A 20,466-nucleotide genomic window follows, 5' to 3' on the forward strand; every position below is an offset into this window, starting at 1 on the left:
TAGCATCCAGAGGTTCAAAAACCTTGCACTTTCGTCGGCGAGCGCCGGGCAAATTGGGAAACTAAGCGACGAAACTACTATTTTGTAAGCTGTGTGGCTTCTAGATTCGCTCTGGAGACTTATTCAGCAAGCCCTAATTACGAAGAATTACGCATCGGTACTTTGCGATCTATCATTCGTCAGTCAGGATTATCTCGCGTTCTATTTGAAGTTACTTAAACCGAAAAAGCCTTTTTAGCCTTATATTGAACTTGCGTAGGCGTAGCCCATCGTAGACATCGCATCCCTAAAACACCCGCTCAAATGGCTTTTTCCGATAACGCCGATAAATATTAAAATCACTGTCCAAAGTTGCGTAGGCGTAGCCCGCCGCAGGCATCGCAGCAATATCCAAGCGTTCCGAAATGACAATTAAGGATAAATCTGCAAAATCCCCTGGTAAATATCTGTACTGAGTATTCAACTCAGCAATGCGCGAAAAATCTTGCGACAATAATTGCTCACACTCGTAGAGGTGTTTAGCAACGTCTAAAAGAAACTCATTTTGTGTACGCCAATTAAAGTTGAGCAACCACACCACTTCTGCAATACAAATGGGCGTAGTCACTAGCCTAGAAGTACAGTTCTCAAAGAAGCGACGCACCTGTTGATGATGCTGATCTCTAGCGCTGTAGTACGCAAACAAAAAGCCGCTATCCGCGAGTATAAGCGGATAATAGGTCATGGGTGGCGCTTGTTGAGATATTGAGCGATCGCTTTCTTACGGTTTGAGCGTTCCGATAAATCCGTTGGTGCATCTTGCAGGAGATGTTCAGGGTGTCCACCCCGCCTCTCAATCAAAGTTTTACCTGCTTGCAAGGTCAACCAGCGTTCACCAATCAACCGTCGAATCAACTCACTCTTGTCCGTTTGCTCGTAAGCCAAGATATCAGCTAGCTGCCGTTCTGTTTCTTCGTCCAGCCTGACACTGAGCATAACTTTTATCGTACTTGCAATATACGTACGACAAGTATAACGCGGATTAGTTAATTTTTTTTTGAATTTCGCACCAGCCAAGCCAAAATACAAAAAATCTCACGCCCAAACACCAAAACACAACTCTGCTCCTGTGCGTGAGATTTTTTAAATACTTACTCAATAGCATACATTACTTTAACCATCGCGCCGCATCTTTGGCATGATAAGTCAAAATCAAATCTGCGCCAGCGCGTTTAAACCCAGTTAAAGTCTCCATAACCACCCGCTCTTCATCAATCCACCCATTGAGAGCCGCAGCTTTCACCATCGCATACTCACCAGAAACATTGTAAGCCGCAACTGGTAAATTACTCGCTTCCTTCACCCGCCAGATAATATCCATGTATGCCAAGGCTGGCTTAACCATGAGCATATCAGCACCTTCAGCGATATCCAATTCAACTTCTTTGATGGCTTCGCGGGCATTACCTGGGTCCATTTGGTAAGTTCTTCTGTCCCCAAACTGCGGTGTCGAGTCTGCTGCATCCCGAAATGGGCCATAATAACCCGAAGCATATTTAGCAGCATAAGACATAATCGGCGTATCTTGGAATCCTGCCTCATCCAAACCCACACGAATTGCCTGCACAAAGCCATCCATCATCCCCGAAGGCGCGATGATATCAGCACCGGCATTTGCTTGGGAAACTGCTGTTTTTTTCAACAATTCCAGAGTTGGGTCATTTAAAACCCGTCCTGTCAAATCACCAACTTGCAGATAACCACAATGACCATGACTGGTGTACTCACACAAACAAGTATCAGCAATTACAATCAAATCTGGCACTGCTGCTTTTACCGCCGTCGCTGCTTTTTGGACAATACCGCAATCATGCCAAGCGCCAGTGGCATCCACATCTTTATCAGCCGGAATACCAAATAGAATAATCGCAGGAATTCCTAAGTCATAAACTTCTTTGGCCTCTTCGACAATTTTATCTACCGAAAGTTGGTAGACTCCGGGCATCGATTTCACCTCATTAGCGATTCCCTCACCTGGTACGGCAAATAATGGGTAAATTAAATCGCTTGTTGTCAAAACAGTTTCACGAACCATCCGACGCAGTTGAGGATGGGTACGCAGACGACGGGGGCGATGTATAGGAAACATAAAATTTTATGAAGAAAAACAACGCAAATGGACACAAAATAAAGCGTCACAAAAGCAGGTTAAAACTTTCCTGCCGTCACACAGACTACAAACAGTGCTTAACTGTCCTTTGTCCTACTCTTAATCAAGGTGTAGGGCAATTTTGTATTGTACAGCTTGGTTGACATCTATCTGACGAACTGAAAAAAAACAATATTACAAATCCCCCAAATTAATTGAAGTAAGTAGGTAATAGAGCATGGGGATAAGCAATTCCAAATGACGTTCTCTACGAGACGCTAAAAGCGTAGCTTGCTTCTCTGTAAGAGTACGCGGACTCTCGTAGAGAAGCCATGCTGTTGGCTTTACGCTGCGCTAACAAAATTGTAAGATCCTCTGTTGGCAAAATCCTGGCGATTGGTTGTGTGCAAACTAAAGGCACAACAGCTTAATAAAAAATAACTGACCAATGCCCCATGCCCAATCTTGATAAATTTGTGCTAAAAAACTCGGAAAATGTAAGGATAACGGAAGGGTATATCAGGATTGCTGAAAACTCCGATGAGTGCCCAAATTGTTAATCCCCAGTGCAACAAATACCCGATGCCTGCTAGTGGGCCAAGCAATAATAGAGGTAATACTAACCAACCGAATAGAAAAAACAGCGCTCCGAGAATCCCTCCATAAAGCCAGACATTAAAGTGGAAATTGATCGATTCTTTGGCGTTTTCTTTAACAACAGGATCATCAGATACGAACAGTATGGCAATAGGTATACCTACAGATACAAAAGTTGTGCTGAGAAAAATGGCTCCATGCGATAAGGCGGATAGAAGCTTTCGCTTGTCTGTTTCGTACATTCCTTTCTCCTATTTAGTTAGATTATTAGTTATATTACGACCCTATCACGAGCATCGTTGTCTTAAGATTAAAAGACTTGCCAGAGTCAAAAAAAATTAAGTTAGCTAACAAACAAATACACTTATGTCTACTGAACTTGAGTCTGAACTTATTCAAGCGGTTGAACTTCGCCGCAACTTTGCAATTATATCTCACCCTGATGCGGGTAAAACTACACTGACAGAAAAGCTACTATTGTACGGAGGCGCCATTCACGAGGCTGGGGCGGTTAAGGCGCGACGGGCACAACGCAAAGCTACCTCTGACTGGATGGCTATGGAGCAACAACGGGGTATTTCCATTACCTCCACAGTGTTGCAATTTGAATACCGGAACTGTCAAATAAATTTATTAGATACTCCCGGACACCAAGACTTCAGTGAAGATACGTATCGCACCCTTGCCGCCGCCGATAATGCAGTGATGCTGATTGATGCGGCAAAAGGTTTGGAACCCCAAACCCGTAAATTGTTTGAAGTGTGTAAGTTGCGGGGTATCCCGATCTTTACATTTATCAACAAGCTTGATCGCCCAGGAAGAGAACCTTTAGAACTATTGGATGAAATTGAGCAAGAATTGAAATTGCAAACCTATGCAGTCAACTGGCCGATTGGGATGGGCGATCGCTTTAAAGGTGTTTTTGACCGACACAAACAACAAATTCATTTATTTGAACGCAGCGCCCACGGCAGCCGAGAAGCCCGTGATACCATAGTGGAATTAGGTGATCCGAAAATAGAAGAGCAGCTAGATCAAGAACTCTACTACCAACTTAAAAATGATTTAGAACTGTTAGATGGAGTTGGGCCAGAGCTAGATTTAGAGTTGATCCACCAAGGCAAAATGACGCCTGTGTTCTTTGGTAGCGCCATGACTAACTTTGGTGTAGAGTTATTCCTCAAGTACTTCCTCGACTATGCCCTGAAACCCGGTTCTCACAGCAGTAGTGTTGGCGAACTTCTCCCTACATACCCGGAGTTTTCGGGGTTTGTTTTCAAACTGCAAGCGAACATGGACCCGAAACACCGCGATCGCGTCGCATTTATCCGGGTCTGCACTGGTAAGTTTGAAAAAGATATGATGGTGAATCACGCTCGCATCGGTAAACCCATCCGTTTGTCTCGCCCGCAAAAACTCTTTGCCCAAGAGCGGGAATCTATTGATGTGGCTTATCCTGGTGATGTGATCGGTTTGAATAATCCCGGTGTTTTTGCAATCGGGGATACCATTTACACGGGGCAGAAGCTCGAATATGAGGGGATTCCGTATTTTTCGCCGGAACTGTTTGCGACGCTCAGGAATCCCAACCCCTCGAAGTCTAAACAATTCCAAAAAGGCGTTGCGGAATTGCGCGAAGAAGGTGCTGTGCAAATTATGTATTCAACTGATGAAGCCAAGCGCGATCCAATTTTGGCGGCGGTGGGTCAGTTGCAATTTGAAGTGGTGCAGTTTCGCTTACAAAATGAGTATGGTGTAGAAACCTTACTAGAGTTATTACCCTACACTGTCGCCCGTTGGGTTGAGGGTGGTTGGGAAGCATTAGAAAAGGTGGGACGAATATTCAATACCACTACAGTTAAAGACAGCATGGGACGCCCAGTGTTGCTATTCCGCAATGAATGGAATTGTCAACAGTTATTGGGCGACCATCCAGAGTTCAAATTAAGCGCGATCGCACCAGTATTTTCTAGTCAACAACCAGTGGAGGAATGAAGAAGAATACAGAATTCAGAACTCAGAATTATTTCTACAGAAGACTCAACTGAATTCTGACGACTGACTCCTGAATTCAATCTTGATCATTCACTTGACAAGCAAAACTTGGGCGCGGTTGAGTTCCAAATGTGGATCACTTAGAAGAGATTGGAGTGCCAGAATTTGTATGCCTTCACACGCCAAATCGTCTTTGGAGGCTGGTTTAGTTGCCCTCAAACAAGGAAATTACCAAACAGCGATCGCTCAACTAGAACCGATTGCTAGCAGCCAAAGCAATGCGACTGTTAGCTTACAAGCCCAAGTCGGTTTAGTGATGGCTTATGCTCGCAGTGGCGAAGTTCCCAAAGCGATCGCTATTTCCCAGAATCTCATTGAGAGTAACAATCCACAAGTTCAAGAGTGGGCAAAACGCGCTCTTGAACACCTGACAAAACGTAAAAAGCCTGATCAAGAACCAAAAAATGTCGAAACTGGATTTGTTGCCTTTGATAATTCAACCCCAGATTCTCCCCCAGTTATTCCCCCGGAAACTCCTACATTAGAGGAAAAGCCAAATGATCAAGTAATAGAAACCAAAAGCGATGACACCCCGCCAATGGTGCCACTAGTTAGGCTCAAAGCTACAGTAGCGACACCACTACCACCACCTCCAACTGCTGCGCCTCTAAACGGCTTTATGGGTTCCGTTACCCGCACCCAAGCCAAACTATTCGGCGTTATCTATTGGCGACAAGCAAAACGCGCCAAAGCATGGCAACCCCTGCGTAAGCCGAAATTAATACCCTTGCGGCTGCTGGCGGTTGGAACATTCATTGCTCTGTTTTGGGTAATGCGGGAAATGCTCGAGTTAGCACTAGGATTTATCAATCAGACTTTGGTCAAACTACCATATCTGGAACCCTTGCAGCTTTTATACCGCGACCCTACTAAATTGTTGTTAATAGTATTGGTGATTTTGATTGGAGTATCACCTTGGTTGCTGGATCTGCTACTAGCGAACTTCTATGGTCAGCGAGAATTTTCCAAAGATGTATTGAATGCCCATAGCCGCGAAGCGGTTCGGGTATTACAACGTTGCTGCCAACAACAACACTGGCCGTTACCCAAACTGCGGATTTTGCCAATGGCTGCACCAATTATCCTGACCTATGGTAGTTTACCACGTAATGCCAGGATTGTTGTGAGTCAAGGATTATTAGAGCAACTAGCAGATGATGAAATCGCCATTATCTACGCCACGCAGCTAGGGCATATTGCTCACTGGGATTTTGCTGTGATGTCTTTGTTGCTGCTAGTGACACTACCAACTCATAAGCTATATCAGCAAGTGTCGAAGTGGGGAGACAAAATATCAGGGAAAATTTGGCGATTGCCGTTGACAATTCTAGCTAGCCTAATTTATGCAGTTTGGTGTTTGCTGACTGGAACTGCATTGTGGCTGTCGCAGTTGCGGCTTTATTATAGCGATCGCGTCGCCGCTGAAATTACTGGTAATCCCAATGCGCTGATTCGCGCCTTACTCAAAATTGCCATTGGCATTGCAGCTGATATCGAAAAACAAGAACATACCAGTTGGCAACTAGAAAGCTTAAATCTTCTGATACCAGTCAGCCACCAACAGAGCCTCTCTTTAGGCACTATTGCCAGTAATTTATCTTTTGAATCCTTTTTGAAATGGGATACTGTCAATCCCTATCGCCGATGGTTTATGATTAATAATAGCCATCCCCTAATCGGTGTTCGCTGCGATCGCCTCTGCCAAATAGCGCGTCACTGGCATTTAGACACCGAACTACATTTTGCTAGCGTTCCATCAAAAGTTAAGCGTCAGTCTTTCTTACTACAAATCGCTCCCTGGTTGGGAATTCCTTTAGGGATTTTATTTGCAGCTTTAGTCTGGCTGACGTGGCAAATAGCATTCGCACTCAAGTTTTTAAATCTAAAGTGGATATATGAAGATTGGTCTTTCGTTACCGGCTGCCTTCTGATTGGCTTTAGCATCGGTACAGTGATGCGGATTAATTTTTTCTTCCCCGATATTAAACCTGACACTGTGCAAACTGACGACTGCTTACCCAACCTATTATCTGACCCTTCTGCCTTACCAATTGACAGTATCAGCGTGCGTCTTGTAGGCAAATTATTAGGTCGTCAAGGCACTAGCAACTCCTTAGCGCAAGATTTAATCCTCCAATCCAGCGCAGGTTTAGTAAAATTACACCACATCACTTGGCTGGGACAGCCAGTTAATCACCAGGATCTGATCGGTCGGCAAATTATCGTCACAGGTTGGTTCCGGCGAGGAGCAACACCTTGGATCGACATCCAAACCCTGGAAACTCAAAGTGGTAAAACCATTCATAGCCCTCATCCTATTTGGTCTATTTTTTTGGCAGTTGCAGCACAGGCTTGGGGTGCATACGTTTTTCTCACTGGTTAGTCACTAGGCATTGGGCAAATCGGAATGTAAAGAAAAGTTGCAGGTTTTGTTTCCAAATGTTACATTTATTCACACAAACAATAGCAACTTATATAACTCAGCATCATCGCTTTGTTATGAGTTTGGATGCTTTTTATCCTTCCAACACAGCAGCTAATTAACCAGCAAGTGGCCGTTTTTGTTTCAAAATATCCCCCCTTGGATAAAAGTAATGTCTTTTATGTTACGATGCAGTAATACTAACGTCGGAAATTTAGGCGCTAAACTAGCTACGTAGAAAATACCGTGGTAATGTAAGGAGTGGTATTTTTTTCTGCGAAAAAGGGCATCGAAGAAAGCGTGTACTTTGGCAGACAGTAGGCTATTAAATTTACGATTCTTAGAATTAAGGTGTTATTAGCTCACCATAGTGTGAGCCTTTAGATTAAACAAGCTTGATCCCGACGAAAAACTGTATTGTATAGGTTGACAGTTTGGAACAAAAAATTTATTGATGGCAGTCCCGGTCAATAGCATCTATTTAAAAGCCAAAGCCAAGCGATTGTTTTCTCGCCATGCCATGTTCATTCAACTCTGGAGGTATAGTTCATGTCCATTCGCCTATATATAGGTAATTTGCCTAAAGATGAAATAGATCGTCAAGATCTGCAAGCAGTTTTTGCAGCAGAAGGTGATGCTGTAACAACTAAATTAATTAAAGACCGCAAAACTGGCAAATGCCGTGGTTTCGGTTTTCTTACAGTCAACAATGACGAACAAGCTGACGAAATAATTGAAAAATATAATGGTCAGATGTTCAAAGATACTCCCATCAAGCTAGAGAAAGCATTACCTCGGACAAAAGGCGAGGAGGGCGATGAGCAAGCTCCTAAACCAGTTACTCTTGCTAATAGTAGCCCCATTCCTAGCCCTACCAAAGAAGGTAGAGAAGGTAGTAGAGAAGGTAGCCGCCGTGAGAAAAGCTCTAAGAAGCCTCGTCGTGGCGGTAGTAGCGGTGGCGGTTCTCGTGAAAGCAGCACGACAACCACAGATTCAGACGCTATTCGTCCAGATCCCCGTTGGGCTTCGGAATTAGAAAAGCTGAAGCAGATGTTAGCTGCACAAACTACAAATTAATCCCTAATGAAAAGAAATTAAAAATTAAAAATCAGGAATTTTTTGATTTTTAATTTTTAATTGTCAATTATTATCTAGCTGCTTAGTTAACATATACTTGCAGCTAATTTTGTAAGTGCGTAGGTGCAGCCCAACCTAGACATCGCGCCAAGCCGCAACTTTTGGATGAAATGTAGCGATTGGCTTGCGTTCTGAATTTAGTGTCTAGATTTAGTCACTATTGAGACAAGAATTAAATATAAATACTTAATCTAGAAGTATGCTTCTAGTAAAAGATGTAAAAATATTAGACGTATTAAATTAAAATAAAAATTATTCAAAGTTCCTAAACAATTCAGGTGAGCGTGCTAGATGCCAACTGGGAACCGCCTGAAACTAGAATGCGATCGCATTGAAGAAATCGTCAGGGATTTTTGCTGATGAAAAACGGCTGCGTCAGGTCTTACTCAACTTGCTGGGAAATGCGATTAAATTCACCGACAAAGGTTCTGTTACGCTCAAGGTTGCGGTAATTGAGAATCATGCTAATCCATCCACTCGCTCTTTTAAATTTCAAGTTGAAGATACGGGCGTAGGAATTGTGCCTGACGAGTTGGATAAAATCTTCCAGGCTTTTGAACAAGTGGGCGATCGCCAGCGCCAAGTCGAAGGTACGGGTTTAGGACTGGCAATCAGCCAAAGAATTGTCCAACTCATGAACGGACTAATCCAAGTTAAGAGCCAACCCGAAGTCGGCAGTGACTTCTTTTTTGAAGTGGAACTAGCGATCGCCACAGATTGGGTACAGCAAAACTCGATCACGACTGGAAAACAAATTATTGGTTATGAAGGACAACGACGTAGCATTCTTGTGGTAGATGATCGTTGGGAAAATCGAGGCGTTCTCTTCAACTTGTTAGAGCCGTTAGGATTCCAACTGACTGAGGCCGAAAATGGACTTGAAGGATTGGAAAAAATCCGACAGTCTCAACCTGACTTAGTAATTACAGACTTGGCGATGCCAGTTATGAACGGCTTTGAACTGCTCAAACAGGTTCGCAGTGCAAATGATTTACAACACCAGAAGATCATTGTCTCTTCGGCATCGGTATCACAAGCCGATCAACAAATGAGTTTAGATGTAGGGGGAAATGATTTCTTAGCAAAGCCTGTGGAAGTTAGTGAACTATTTAACCTCTTAGCTACTCATTTGGAATTAGAGTGGGAATATGAAATAATATCAAATGACTCTAGTCCATCAACTCCCTGGGTGCTGTGGATTACATCACCAAACCCTTTCAATAACAGGAGGTGCTAGCACGGGTGAAAACTCATTTGCAGCTACGGCAGTTAACTAAAAATCTAGAACAGCGTGTAGCTGAGAAAACGGCTGATTTAGAAACAGCACTCACACAACTGCAACAGTCTCACCTTCAGTTAGTCCAGAGCGAAAAGATGTCTGCTTTGGGCAATTTAGTGGCGGGTGTCGCGCATGAGATTAATAACCCGCTTAACTTTATTGCTGGCAATCTCAAACCCGCTCAGAATTATATTAAAGACCTTTTTCAACTGATTTCACTCTACCAAAAAGAACTTTCCGATCCGAGTGCCACACTACAGGCATTTGTGGAAGAGATAGACTTAGAATATTTGCAAGAGGATTTACCCAAGCTGATCGATTCGATGCAACAAGGAGTTAGTGTCAAACATACCTTCAGTGGCAGAAGAATTAAACGAGGTGTTTATAAATCGTCAGTTGGTTTGTTGATTAATGCAGATATCAACGGCTCATTGAATATCCTAAGAAAAGCAATCCCTGAAGCTTTCGCCCAAGGGATAGAGGGGATTGTAGTTTCCCCGGTGAAGGTTAAACTTCCAAACTAATAATCTGGATATTTTTCTATGTTATTAGCAACTATACTGAGCATCGACCTTTGAGGGCGAATGGCTATGCAACCAGTTGACTTTACTACCCTTACAGCTACTTGTAGCGAAATCCGCGCCAACTGGCTGCCCTCGCGCACAGAACAGGTTTATCAGCGCGATCGCTACACTATTGCTATAGCATTACGCACCTTGAAACAGCGGGATTGGTTACAGATTTCCTGGCATCCCCAAGCTGCACATATTTGCATCGGCGATCCGCCACCGCGATCGCCAGATACCTTTACCTTCAGCCAACAACTGATACACCAATTGGGTGGTTTGGCATTGGTGTCAATTGAAGCGATCGCACCTTGGGAGCGGGTTATTGATTTGCAATTTGCCCAGCGTCCCGGAGAAAGCGCCCTGTATCATCTGTATGCAGAAATTATGGGCAAATATAGCAATGTTATCCTCACCGATGCCAATAATATAATTATCACTGCCGCCCATCAAGTCAGTCAGCAACAATCTAGTGTCCGTCCCATCCAAACCGGACAACCCTATGAAACACCACCGAAACTAACTGGGCCTGTCCCCAGTTTGAGCGAATCCCAAGAACGTTGGCAAGAACGGATAAGTTTAGTGCCAGGAGCAATCAAGCGGCAATTATTAAAAAGTTACAGTGGTTTGAGTGCCGCACTATTGGAGTTAATGCTGCTAAAAGCAAATATCGCACCAGAAACATCCACCGATCGCCTCAACCCCGATGACTGGCAAAGGCTGTTTGAGCGCTGGCAAGAATGGCTGCAAGCCTTGAATCATCGTAAATTTGAACCCGCTTGGACAAAAGATGGTTACACCGTAATGGGTTGGGGTGCAGTTGAAAACGTCAAAGATATCCAGGAGTTGCTCAACCGCTACTACAGTGACCAGATTAACGAACAGTTATTTTTGCAATTGCGCCATCAATTGAGTCAGAAATTGCATAATATTCTGGCGAAATTAGGGAATAAGGCTCAAACCTTTAAGACGCGCTTGCAACAATCAGATCAAGCCGATGATTATCGGCAAAAAGCTGATTTATTGATGGCTTACCTGCAAAACTGGCAACCGGGGATGAAAGAAATTATCCTTGCTGATTTTGATACAAGTTTGCCAATAGCGATCGCTCTCCAGCCAGATAAAAATGCTGTCCAAAATGCTCAAAGTCTTTACAAACAACATCAAAAGCTCAAACGCGCTCGTGCTGCTGTCGAACCGCTACTTTTGTCAGTGCAGACGGAAATTGAGTATTTAGAACAAGTAGAAGCTGCGATCGCTCAGATAGACAACTACCAAACACCAGAAGATTTGCGAACTTTAGAAGAAATCCGCGAAGAGCTAATTGGGCAAAAGTATCTAGAAGATCCAGAATACCGTAGCCGCAGCGCCAATGAAGCCCCCAGCACCAACTTTCATCGTTACCGTACTCCCAGCGGCTTTGAAGTATTAATCGGTCGCAACAATCGCCAAAATGACCAATTGACTTTTCGTGTCGCAGGGGATTATGACCTCTGGTTCCACGCTCAAGAAATTCCAGGAAGCCATGCGCTACTACGTCTAGAACCGGGTGCTGTTGCAGAAGAAGCTGATTTGCAATTTGTAGCTAATCTTGCCGCCTACTATAGTCGCGCCCGTCAGAGTGACCAAGTACCAGTAGTTTACACTCAGCTAAAACACGTCTACAAACCCAAAGGAGCAAAACCAGGAATTGCCATTTACAAGCAGGAAACCATACTCTGGGGAAAACCACAATTAAAATAATTCGTAATTCGTAATTCGTAATTAAGAGCATTGGGTATTTGTCCTCCTTGTCCCTGCTCCCCCATCTATACCCTGCGAACTGCTGAATTATCCTGATAGATAGAAGCTTTTAAGCTTCTATCTATCCTTTTTTGAGGAAAATTCCTGAAAAATCTGTGTTGGCTGTTACAATATTGTTAAGAAAAGTTGCCCGTTGCATTTTGGGAAAGCGCAATTGGGTTTTGACTCTCTTGAGAAGACAACGCAAAAAAAACATTTTTTAGACCAGCTGTGGGAGGCTGGTCTTTTTGTCATGACTAGCAAACTTTTCTTGGCTTATGTGTGATTTACCCCATCTCGTCTCCCAATATCTCTGCTAACCTACTGCACCCCCCAAACTTTGGCTCTGACAGCAGAAATAAGGTGTAGAGGTCTAGATTGCATTGTCCTGTCGATGGTTTAGTAATTTCTCTAATTGTCCGATACCTGTAAAGTAGACGACCCTTATTTATGAATTCACTATTTTGTTATTCGGTCAATGCGTAAGTCCTATTTAATAGCTTTTTCCCATCTTCAAATTCATTTGCCTAATACATTGTTTGTGTAAAATATTTCTTTTAGACTACACAAACACCAGCGTTACGTGCCAACCTATGGGTATCAAATGGTTTAGGAAATAAGTCAATGTCTACTCTGCAAAAACTATCATTAGCCTTGGTTGGAACAGTAGTTGTTTTCATGGGTGCTAACCCAGCTAGCGCTATTACCCTGACCAAAGGAAGCACAACTCCTACTGTAAATGGTATATTCTCTACTGTTCCTGGAGCTTTTGCAATTACTTTTGAAAGTGGCGCACCGACCACTGGATTTGCTATATACTCTTCTCCTGTTGGTACTCCTGCGGTAGTTCAAGGGACTGTAGATAGTCAATATGCTACACCGGCTGGTGACACAAGCAAATATTTAACTATTTCTCCCGTAGGCTCCAACGTTCAAGGCAGCACTGGTTCTGTGACGATTAATTTTGCTCAAGCACTTGATTACTTCGGCTTGCACTGGGGTTCAGTTGACACATATAATTCGATCGCATTTTTTGACGGCAATACTCTGTTGAATACCTTTACTGGCGCTCAAGTTCCTGATACTACTGCTAGCGGTAATCAGGCTAGTCCTCAGGACAATGTTTTCGTTAATTTCCTCGCAGATCCGGGACAGACTTTTAACAAGGTAGTTCTAAGTTCAACTGGTATTGCATTTGAAAGTGATAACCATAGCTACAAATTAGCTAGTGTCCCTGAACCTACTTCTATGTTGGGTTTACTAGCCTTTGGTGCTGTGAGTGCCGGGTCATTTATCAAGCGGAAATCAAAGATAGCTTAAAATCATCTTTTCAAATACTCTAAAAGATTATAAACATCATTTTGAGATATCAAGCCCAGCATAAATGCTGGGTTTTAATTTTGATATCATCCAAAAAAGAGAAGACGTAAATTTATTCTTTACATCTTCAAGTAAAACTTTGAAAATTAGAAACTGAATGTGGTTCTCAGTGCGCCAATAACAACGTCATCGTTATCATCATTATGATCTGGGGATGTTAACCAGATGACTCCTGGGGTAATGGTAATATTGTCACTCAGCTGATATTGGTAAAACGCTTCAAGATGATAGGATGTATCCGCATCTCTATCCAATCCGGCAATGTTAGAACTTGTCAATCTAGGTTCCATGCCGGCAATAATACCAGCCAAACTCCCTTTTTTACCGAGGTCGGGGAAGCCGAGGGTAACGGCATAGTTCCAAATGTCAACGTCTCCACCGTTTCCTCTCAAGCTTTGACTGTTGGTGTATCCAGCCCAACCACCCAAAACTATATTATCGGTGATGCCGATGGATGCTTGGACACCGTAAGAATTACTGGAAAATGCTACTTGCTCTTCTGGTAAACCCTGAATATCTGCTATATTCTGGAAGGTTGCGGCATTGCTACCTGTGAGTAGTGGTTGGTTGTAGGAATTAATGTAAGTTAAACCGATAGAAATGCGATCGCTTGGTTGAATTGTCAACTGTGCCAGTGCACCGTAAGAACCATTAAACAAACCATTATTGGGAGTAGGGTCATTAGGTGTACCACTCAAATACCCTAGACTTAGCGCCAATTTATCACTGAACTCGTGCGTTACTCCTAACCCTGCACCACCTATCTGGTTATAAATTGGATTGCGTGTACCAAAGGTGGATAAAGCACCAAACGCTCCATCACCATCAAAGATATTGACAGTACTGGTAAGGTCGTCTGCTGCACCTGCATTGGCAATAGCGATAACCTGTGTTTTTTCACCCAAGGGAAAGCTATAGAACAGTGCATCTATAGCAGCATTAGTATTGCCATCCTCGCCAGCAAAAGATAAATTGCCCTCTGGTGTACCAATATCAGGGCTGAGAATATTATTAGCCTGGATTCTAGTGAACAAGGTATCTTGTCCTGTGAAACTGGTCACAAATTCTATCCGCGCCCGTACCCCTAAAGTTGTATTCTCGTCTGTAATTTCCGCACCGTTGACTGTATTTCCTGACAAAAGATCGCTGACGACCGCGACAACTTCCCCTTGCAGTTTGGTTGTAGTTGAAAACTGATTCGCTTCCAATTCAGCAGTTTTAGCTTCTACTGCATCCACACGACCTCGAAGTGTAGCCAATTCGGCTGAAAAGTTTTCTTGCAGCTTTTGTAGTGTGGCTAAATCTTGTTTGCTCACCAAATCAGCTGTGGCAGTAGCAATTAGTTCATTAACCCGATCCAGACAAGCATTCAAACCAGCCGCAAACTCATATCGCGTCAGTGCCCGATTGCCGCGATAAGTGCTATTTGGGTATCCTGCAATACAACCATAGCGTTCTACCAGCGATTGCAAGGCTTGGAACGCCCAGTCTGTAGTTTGGATGTCTGACAACTGAGACACAGAGGTAACTTGCCCTGTTATCTGAACTTGACTAGTATTCTGAGTTGTTGCATCTGGACTAGCTACAACTTGCGGTTGATTGATTTCAGACTTACCGGATGTTTCACCTGCAAATGCAACACTATTAACAAATAGCATTGCACCGCAGACTGCTGGATTAACTAGCAGATATTTACAGAATTTTTGCATTTTTCTCCTCATACTGATCTCCAATTCACACCCAAACCACGTTTTTAACGTGTATTTTATAAGAATTTTTATCATTAACTTTATCAGAAGGAAGCAAACTTTTTAACAAACCAAGTCAACAAATCCTAATTACTCAGGGAAAACTAAATTGCAGAGGGCTGTACGATCTGAAAATTTTGTTGTTACTCATTACACAGGAAACTCAGAATAATATTGTGTGATTTGAATGAGAATGATAATTATTCTAGTATAGAATGTACAATAAGTCTCATTGTCAAATAAAAATTGTGACAGAGGTACAGCAAATATCCGTTTTGAGGAGAAAATATGGTGATTGTGAATTGCAGAAAACTGAGAACAGGCAGACAAAGAAGCGGCATCTTGCCCATAATTGCTCTGCTGATATTATCAATGGCTACTGGCTGTAGCCAATCGAATCCCAAGTTGCTACAAGCACAGGAAACTGCATCTACCCCACTGGCGCAGTCGGGAAAAACTAAAGTAGTGACGACATTTTTGCCGATATATTTGTTTACTAAGGCTGTGGCTCTTAATGTAGCAGATGTAGAAATTCTAGTGCCACCTGGTACGGAGGTACATGAATACCAGGCGACACCCGAAAATGTCAAAGCGATCGCAACTGCGAATGTGTTAGTAAAAAATGGTTTAGGTTTGGAGGAATTTCTCGAAAATACTGTCAAAAATGCCCAAAATCCCAAATTAACTGAAATTGATGCCAGTAAAGGTATTAAACCCTTAAATGAAATTTCACCTGTTGTAAAAACGGTGCAAGAGGAAAAAGACCACGAAACTACCCAAGGTAATCCTCACGTTTGGTTAGATCCAGTTTTGGCAAAACAGCAAGTAACAAATATTCGGGATGGATTAATTGCTGCTGATCCGGCGAATAAAGCTAGTTACGAAGCAAATGCTGCGGCTTATATCAAACAATTAGAAAGTTTAAACAGCGAATTTCAGCAGACTTTGCAGAAAACTCCTAGTTGCACCTTTATTACCTTTCATGATGCGTTTCCATATTTAGCCAAACGTTATAAACTCAAGCAAGTTGCTGTGGTGGAAATTCCCGAAGATCAACTTTCACCAACGGATGTACAAAATGCAGTCAACGCCGTGAAAAAGTATAAAGTTAAAGCTTTATTTAGCGAGCCAGGAGTAGATAATAAACTGCTGACCAGCCTCTCCAAAGACTTGAAGTTAACTTTGCGTACTCTGGATTCTCTGGAAACTGGCGAAACTGATCCACAGCATTATTTTAAGGCAATGAAAGCTAACTTACAAACTCTGGAAACGGCGTGTAAATAGGTTTGTCATTTGTTTAGTTGTCCTTTGCAAATGACCAATAACTAATGACTAATGACCAATGACCAATGACCAATGACCAATGACCAATGACTAATGACCAATGACCATTGACTCTAGAGTTGCTGCACTGATTCCCATATCATGGGTGTGGGGCGCGAGAAACTCTGATGTTGATAAGTCGGCTGGATTAATTGCAACAACTTGATTTAGGTTTTGCTGTTGAGCAATCTGATTTTCTGTCCGCCAGCTATCATAAGCTTCCGGTGTGTGGACAATTACCTGTGTCCGCATGGAACCGTGATAACCACCGCACAACTCAGCACAAACTACGGGATATGTACCTGGTTTGGTGGCAACAAATCGTAGTTCTGTAGGGATACCAGGAAGTGCATCTTGCTTCAAGCGGAAGTTTGGAACCCAGAATGAATGAATTACATCTTGTGCTGAAAGGTTGAGTTGGACATCAGCACCGACGGGTATATGCAATTCCCCAGAAGTAATGCCACTATCAGGATAGTTAAATATCCAGGCATACTGTATGCCTTTGACATCAACAACTAAGTCGGCTGGTTTCCCCAGGGTTTGAGGAGATGCGCCAATCCCAATTGTTGGGGCAATTGTTGGAGCAGTTGTTGCTTCAGAAGCATCGCTTAATGTAGCTGCAATAGCTGTTCCCGACTTATGAGCAACATGAGCTGCTGAATGAGGATGACCGGCAGGTTCAAAGCCGCCCATTTGGTTAAAAACATCTACGCTGTAAATGCCCAAACAGAGGACAATCACTGTTGGAATTGCTGTCCAGAAGATTTCTAAGGGAACGTTACCTTCTATTGGCAAACCATCAGTATCATCACCGCGACGGCGACGAAACTTCACCAAAAAAATCAGAATAGTTCCTTCTACCACCAAGAAGAGTGCGATCGCAATGGTAAGCATGACGTTGAAAAAACCGTCTACCAAAGGCGCTTGTAACGATGCCTGTACCGGCATGAGAGTGTGGTTTTGACCAATCCAAATACTGATTGCTGTAACTACTATCCCAGCAACCAGAGTCCATAGTGAAACAGGAACTTGTTGCATACATGCTACCTGCTCTGTAAACAGTCTTTAAAGGTGTGATTTTCTGGTATTAGGTTTTAGGGGAGAGGTTACAAGTTACAGGTAATAGGAATTCATCTATTCCCTGTAACCTGTACCCTATTCCCTTGTTCTTTCCCCATTCCCTATTCCCCATTTCCTTTTCACTTATTAACTTTCTAACGTGCAGCCATAAAAAAAGGGGGAAACTTCCAGATTTTTTCCATATCTTTCCCCCAGAAAATTACAAATTATATTTCAACTCCTATGACAAAGTTAGCCCCCTGCTTTCGGAAAAGCTTGTTGTTCCAAGGGGCACTATTAGTCCTAATATTGACTAGGCTATATTAGCAGCAAGTTTAAATTTGTTAATAGCTAACATTTTGCGATTTACGGCTTTGTTTACTGTGAACTTTTTATGAGTTACAGTAAATATTTAGTATTCCCCTCAAGTTACCTTGCCTAGCGCATTGGCGCTTTATACAAACAGTGCCTCCTTGAATGAACAACAATTTTGACTAACTTCAAAAACCTTAATTGTTTAATACAACATGGGTGTAGCAATTCTTGGGGCAAATGCGTGAACAAGCTTCACAACCAATACAATTCTCTGGAGAAGTAACTGCCATTACTTTCCGTTCAATTTCTTCATCATCTTCATCTTCCACAAATTCGCCTTCTTCATTGAGCGCCTTCAAACCTAGCACATTGTAGCCGCATACTTTAACACATCTGCCACAGCCGATACATTTATCCTTGTCAATTTCTTGAGCGAATTTTGGTGTCCAAGCCTTACCGCCAAATGTCAAACCTGTTAGTTGTGCCATGAATAATTCCTCGGCAATTTTGCCTGTTAATCTGTGTGTGCATTAATCATCATATTATCCTAATCTTTTATTTTTTTGTATTCAAAACTTACTTTTATCTCATCAAAATTCGATGACTATGAACACAATTGCACATTTTTTTATTTCAAATAATAAATGAAACTTATTGCCAATAATTATTATACATATTTGGTTATCAACCTAACTTCTCAGCCCTTAACCCTAGTAGATAATGGGGATAATTCAAAAAATCTCTCCTTATATAAAAGAGGTTTTCCAGATAAAAATGATGATATTATTTTTCAAATATATTTAGGTTGAGGCAGATAGATATAGATAAACTGTATACATGAATACAAAATAATATGTTCATAAGTTACAGTTTGATATATGCAATATGTATTTTATAAAGCAACAATTTTCAATTCGCTTTGGATTCAATTATTTAGATAAATGATGACATTTTTCTTTCATGTGAAGAAATCAAATTGATTTATGAAGGAACTGTAAATTTGATGGCAGAATATGATCATGCATTAAATATTAAAATTATTAATAAATCAGATGAAATCAAATCGTCACAGGCTTAAATATGTCCTAAAAACACTCTATGACCAAATCTAAAATGTTCATTAAATACGTAATTAAATAAATGTTAAGGTTTTTTTCTAAGCTCGACACGAACAAATTAATCATTTTTTTCATGAAATGTATAGTTAATAAAGAAGTTTTATCAGGCTCGGTTTAAAAGCCTTAAATAGCTTCCAATTGGATGCAAAGTCAAAATATGGATGTGGTAAGTGAATTTGGTGAGAAAAAATTATTCTCGCCAGAAAGATAATGTGGTGGCGAGTCATGAATAAACAGGACTCATCCAGGGGAGAACTGAGACAGACATCTCAACGATTAGAGTGGGAAAAGAGCCTTATGCCTTATACAATTCCTAACAACAGTTGCGTTGGATGTGACAACTGCCGCCCCCAATGTCCTACGGGTGCAATCAGAATAGAGGACAATGAATACTGGGTTGATCCTGGTCTTTGTAATAATTGTGAGGGCTATTATCCAGAACCACAATGTGTAATAGCTTGTCCAACTAAGTCTCCCATTCCTTGGCAGGCAAAAAAGGGGAGATGCAAAGTGGAACCGAGAGATGCTACCAGTTTAGACTTGTTTTCTAATGGTAAGAATAATCCATTTGCTTCAGCGATCGCAATTTGGGAAGCTTGTAATGTATTAGCGCAACGCACATCACTACATTGGGAAACCGATGAGGAAGGCTACATCAGTTATGGGCGACAAGTCAATCAAGGCCGAGGTGCGATCGCTTTTCACATCCAAGATCCCTTCAAAGTTAACGACAAAGCCACAGATATAGCCGCAATTGAAGGGCTTGACATCAGAGCCACTTGCATACATCTGATTTTTGCAGCTTACGCTACAGCTTTAGAGCAACCTTGGGAGCAAGAATTTGCGATCGATGAGCGACAAATTGAGAAATATTTGGGGATGGAGAAACGCAAAGATTTAAGCAAAGCTGCCAAACTAGCTTTGATGAAAAATCTTGTCCAGCAAGCTTGTTCCCTGATTATCTCCATTGACTGGCCCCAACAAGGCCGAATCAACGGATTCTCAGTTACAAACAGCCGCTTATGGCACTTAGTAGACATTCAACACCACTTTCAAGAAGACAATCTCGGATGCAAATATCTAATTGGGCTAACTTTTAAAGTAAAAGCAGGTTTATGGGCACAATATTTCTTAAATAAACAAGCGTGTAAAGAGCGAACCGCCTTCTATCAATACGGCAGTCTCCCTAAGACGCTGTTAACCACAGTTATGAGCATTTGGCAGCAACATGAAGGCGCAGTCCGACTAATGCTGTGGTTGCTGTTTAAAACCAAAATGGGCAAAGAACAACGCATCACCATTCCTACCTTGCTACGTATTGCCTACGGTGAAGAAAAAGTCGCCCTTGCATCCAGACAACGAGAAGAACGTAAACGTCTGCTGCGAACTTTTGAAAGTGATTTGGAAATTCTCAATCACTATGGAATGAAACCACTTTTCGATCCAGTTACTTACCCACCAGAAATTCAACCTTTGTGGGCGAAGTTAATTGATCTTCCCGAAGATCCAGATGAAGCATTAGAATTTTGGACTAATGACGGTGGTGCTGAAACT

General features: G+C 42.2%; 16 protein-coding genes. 9 read left to right on the plus strand and 7 right to left on the minus strand.

Annotated elements, in window-relative coordinates; genetic code table 11:
* Positions 1-286: 286 nt before the first annotated feature.
* The 4 genes from ACEW80_RS30900 to ACEW80_RS30915 all read right to left on the minus strand — a co-directional run bounded on the left by ACEW80_RS30900 (position 287) and on the right by ACEW80_RS30915 (position 2,967).
* Positions 287-724, minus strand: a complete 438-nt coding sequence (locus ACEW80_RS30900; protein ID WP_373530268.1) for a type II toxin-antitoxin system VapC family toxin — start codon at positions 722-724, stop codon at positions 287-289.
* Entirely contained in the window at positions 721-975 is a 255-nt protein-coding gene (locus ACEW80_RS30905) for a hypothetical protein (protein WP_373530269.1), read from the minus strand. Before ACEW80_RS30905 ends, ACEW80_RS30900 begins: the two co-directional genes overlap by 4 nt.
* 172 nt (positions 976-1,147) lie before the next feature.
* Positions 1,148-2,128, minus strand: a complete 981-nt coding sequence (gene hemB / locus ACEW80_RS30910; RefSeq protein ID WP_373530270.1) for a porphobilinogen synthase — start codon at positions 2,126-2,128, stop codon at positions 1,148-1,150.
* Between the two features lie 479 nt (positions 2,129-2,607).
* Positions 2,608-2,967: a DUF4870 domain-containing protein gene (locus tag ACEW80_RS30915; RefSeq protein WP_373530271.1), complete on the minus strand. Its 360-nt coding sequence runs from the start codon at positions 2,965-2,967 to the stop codon at positions 2,608-2,610.
* A gap of 124 nt (positions 2,968-3,091) precedes the next feature.
* Here ACEW80_RS30915 and prfC point away from each other — a divergent pair, with 124 nt between their 5' ends.
* The 7 genes from prfC to ACEW80_RS30950 all read left to right on the plus strand — a co-directional run bounded on the left by prfC (position 3,092) and on the right by ACEW80_RS30950 (position 13,286).
* Entirely contained in the window at positions 3,092-4,720 is a 1,629-nt protein-coding gene (prfC, locus tag ACEW80_RS30920) for a peptide chain release factor 3 (RefSeq protein ID WP_373530272.1), read from the plus strand.
* A 169-nt stretch (positions 4,721-4,889) separates the two neighbouring features.
* Positions 4,890-7,163, plus strand: coding sequence for a M48 family metalloprotease (locus ACEW80_RS30925; RefSeq protein WP_373530273.1), 2,274 nt, complete (start codon positions 4,890-4,892; stop codon positions 7,161-7,163).
* Positions 7,164-7,751: 588 nt separating this feature from the next.
* Positions 7,752-8,279: an RNA recognition motif domain-containing protein gene (locus ACEW80_RS30930; RefSeq protein WP_373530274.1), complete on the plus strand. Its 528-nt coding sequence runs from the start codon at positions 7,752-7,754 to the stop codon at positions 8,277-8,279.
* A gap of 391 nt (positions 8,280-8,670) precedes the next feature.
* A complete protein-coding gene (locus ACEW80_RS30935) occupies positions 8,671-9,576 on the plus strand; it encodes an ATP-binding protein (protein WP_373530275.1) in 906 nt (301 codons plus the stop codon).
* A gap of 5 nt (positions 9,577-9,581) precedes the next feature.
* On the plus strand, positions 9,582-10,142 hold the full coding sequence (locus tag ACEW80_RS30940; protein WP_373530276.1) for a hypothetical protein: 561 nt from the start codon (positions 9,582-9,584) through the stop codon (positions 10,140-10,142).
* A gap of 66 nt (positions 10,143-10,208) precedes the next feature.
* Positions 10,209-11,927: an NFACT family protein gene (locus ACEW80_RS30945; RefSeq protein ID WP_373530277.1), complete on the plus strand. Its 1,719-nt coding sequence runs from the start codon at positions 10,209-10,211 to the stop codon at positions 11,925-11,927.
* Between the two features lie 663 nt (positions 11,928-12,590).
* Positions 12,591-13,286, plus strand: a complete 696-nt coding sequence (locus ACEW80_RS30950) for a PEP-CTERM sorting domain-containing protein (protein ID WP_373530278.1) — start codon at positions 12,591-12,593, stop codon at positions 13,284-13,286.
* Positions 13,287-13,432: 146 nt separating this feature from the next.
* On the opposite strand, the gene ACEW80_RS30955 is transcribed toward ACEW80_RS30950, so the two are convergent.
* A complete protein-coding gene (locus ACEW80_RS30955; protein WP_373530279.1) occupies positions 13,433-15,055 on the minus strand; it encodes an iron uptake porin in 1,623 nt (540 codons plus the stop codon).
* 411 nt (positions 15,056-15,466) lie between these two features.
* Here ACEW80_RS30955 and ACEW80_RS30960 point away from each other — a divergent pair, with 411 nt between their 5' ends.
* A complete protein-coding gene (locus ACEW80_RS30960) occupies positions 15,467-16,378 on the plus strand; it encodes a metal ABC transporter substrate-binding protein (RefSeq protein WP_373530282.1) in 912 nt (303 codons plus the stop codon).
* A 90-nt stretch (positions 16,379-16,468) separates the two neighbouring features.
* On the opposite strand, the gene ACEW80_RS30965 is transcribed toward ACEW80_RS30960, so the two are convergent.
* On the minus strand, positions 16,469-17,458 hold the full coding sequence (locus ACEW80_RS30965; RefSeq protein WP_373530280.1) for a cytochrome c oxidase subunit II: 990 nt from the start codon (positions 17,456-17,458) through the stop codon (positions 16,469-16,471).
* Positions 17,459-17,988: 530 nt separating this feature from the next.
* Positions 17,989-18,282 carry a ferredoxin III, nif-specific gene (gene fdxB, locus ACEW80_RS30970; RefSeq protein ID WP_069068483.1) on the minus strand — a complete coding sequence of 98 codons (294 nt, stop codon included), beginning with the start codon at positions 18,280-18,282 and terminating at the stop codon, positions 17,989-17,991.
* Between the two features lie 927 nt (positions 18,283-19,209).
* On the opposite strand from fdxB, the gene ACEW80_RS30975 reads away from it, so the two are divergent.
* Positions 19,210-20,466: DUF362 domain-containing protein (locus tag ACEW80_RS30975; RefSeq protein ID WP_373530281.1), on the plus strand; the 1,257-nt coding region annotated here is incomplete at its 3' end.

The organism is Nostoc sp., assembly GCF_041747015.1.
GTDB lineage: Bacteria > Cyanobacteriota > Cyanobacteriia > Cyanobacteriales > Nostocaceae > Nostoc.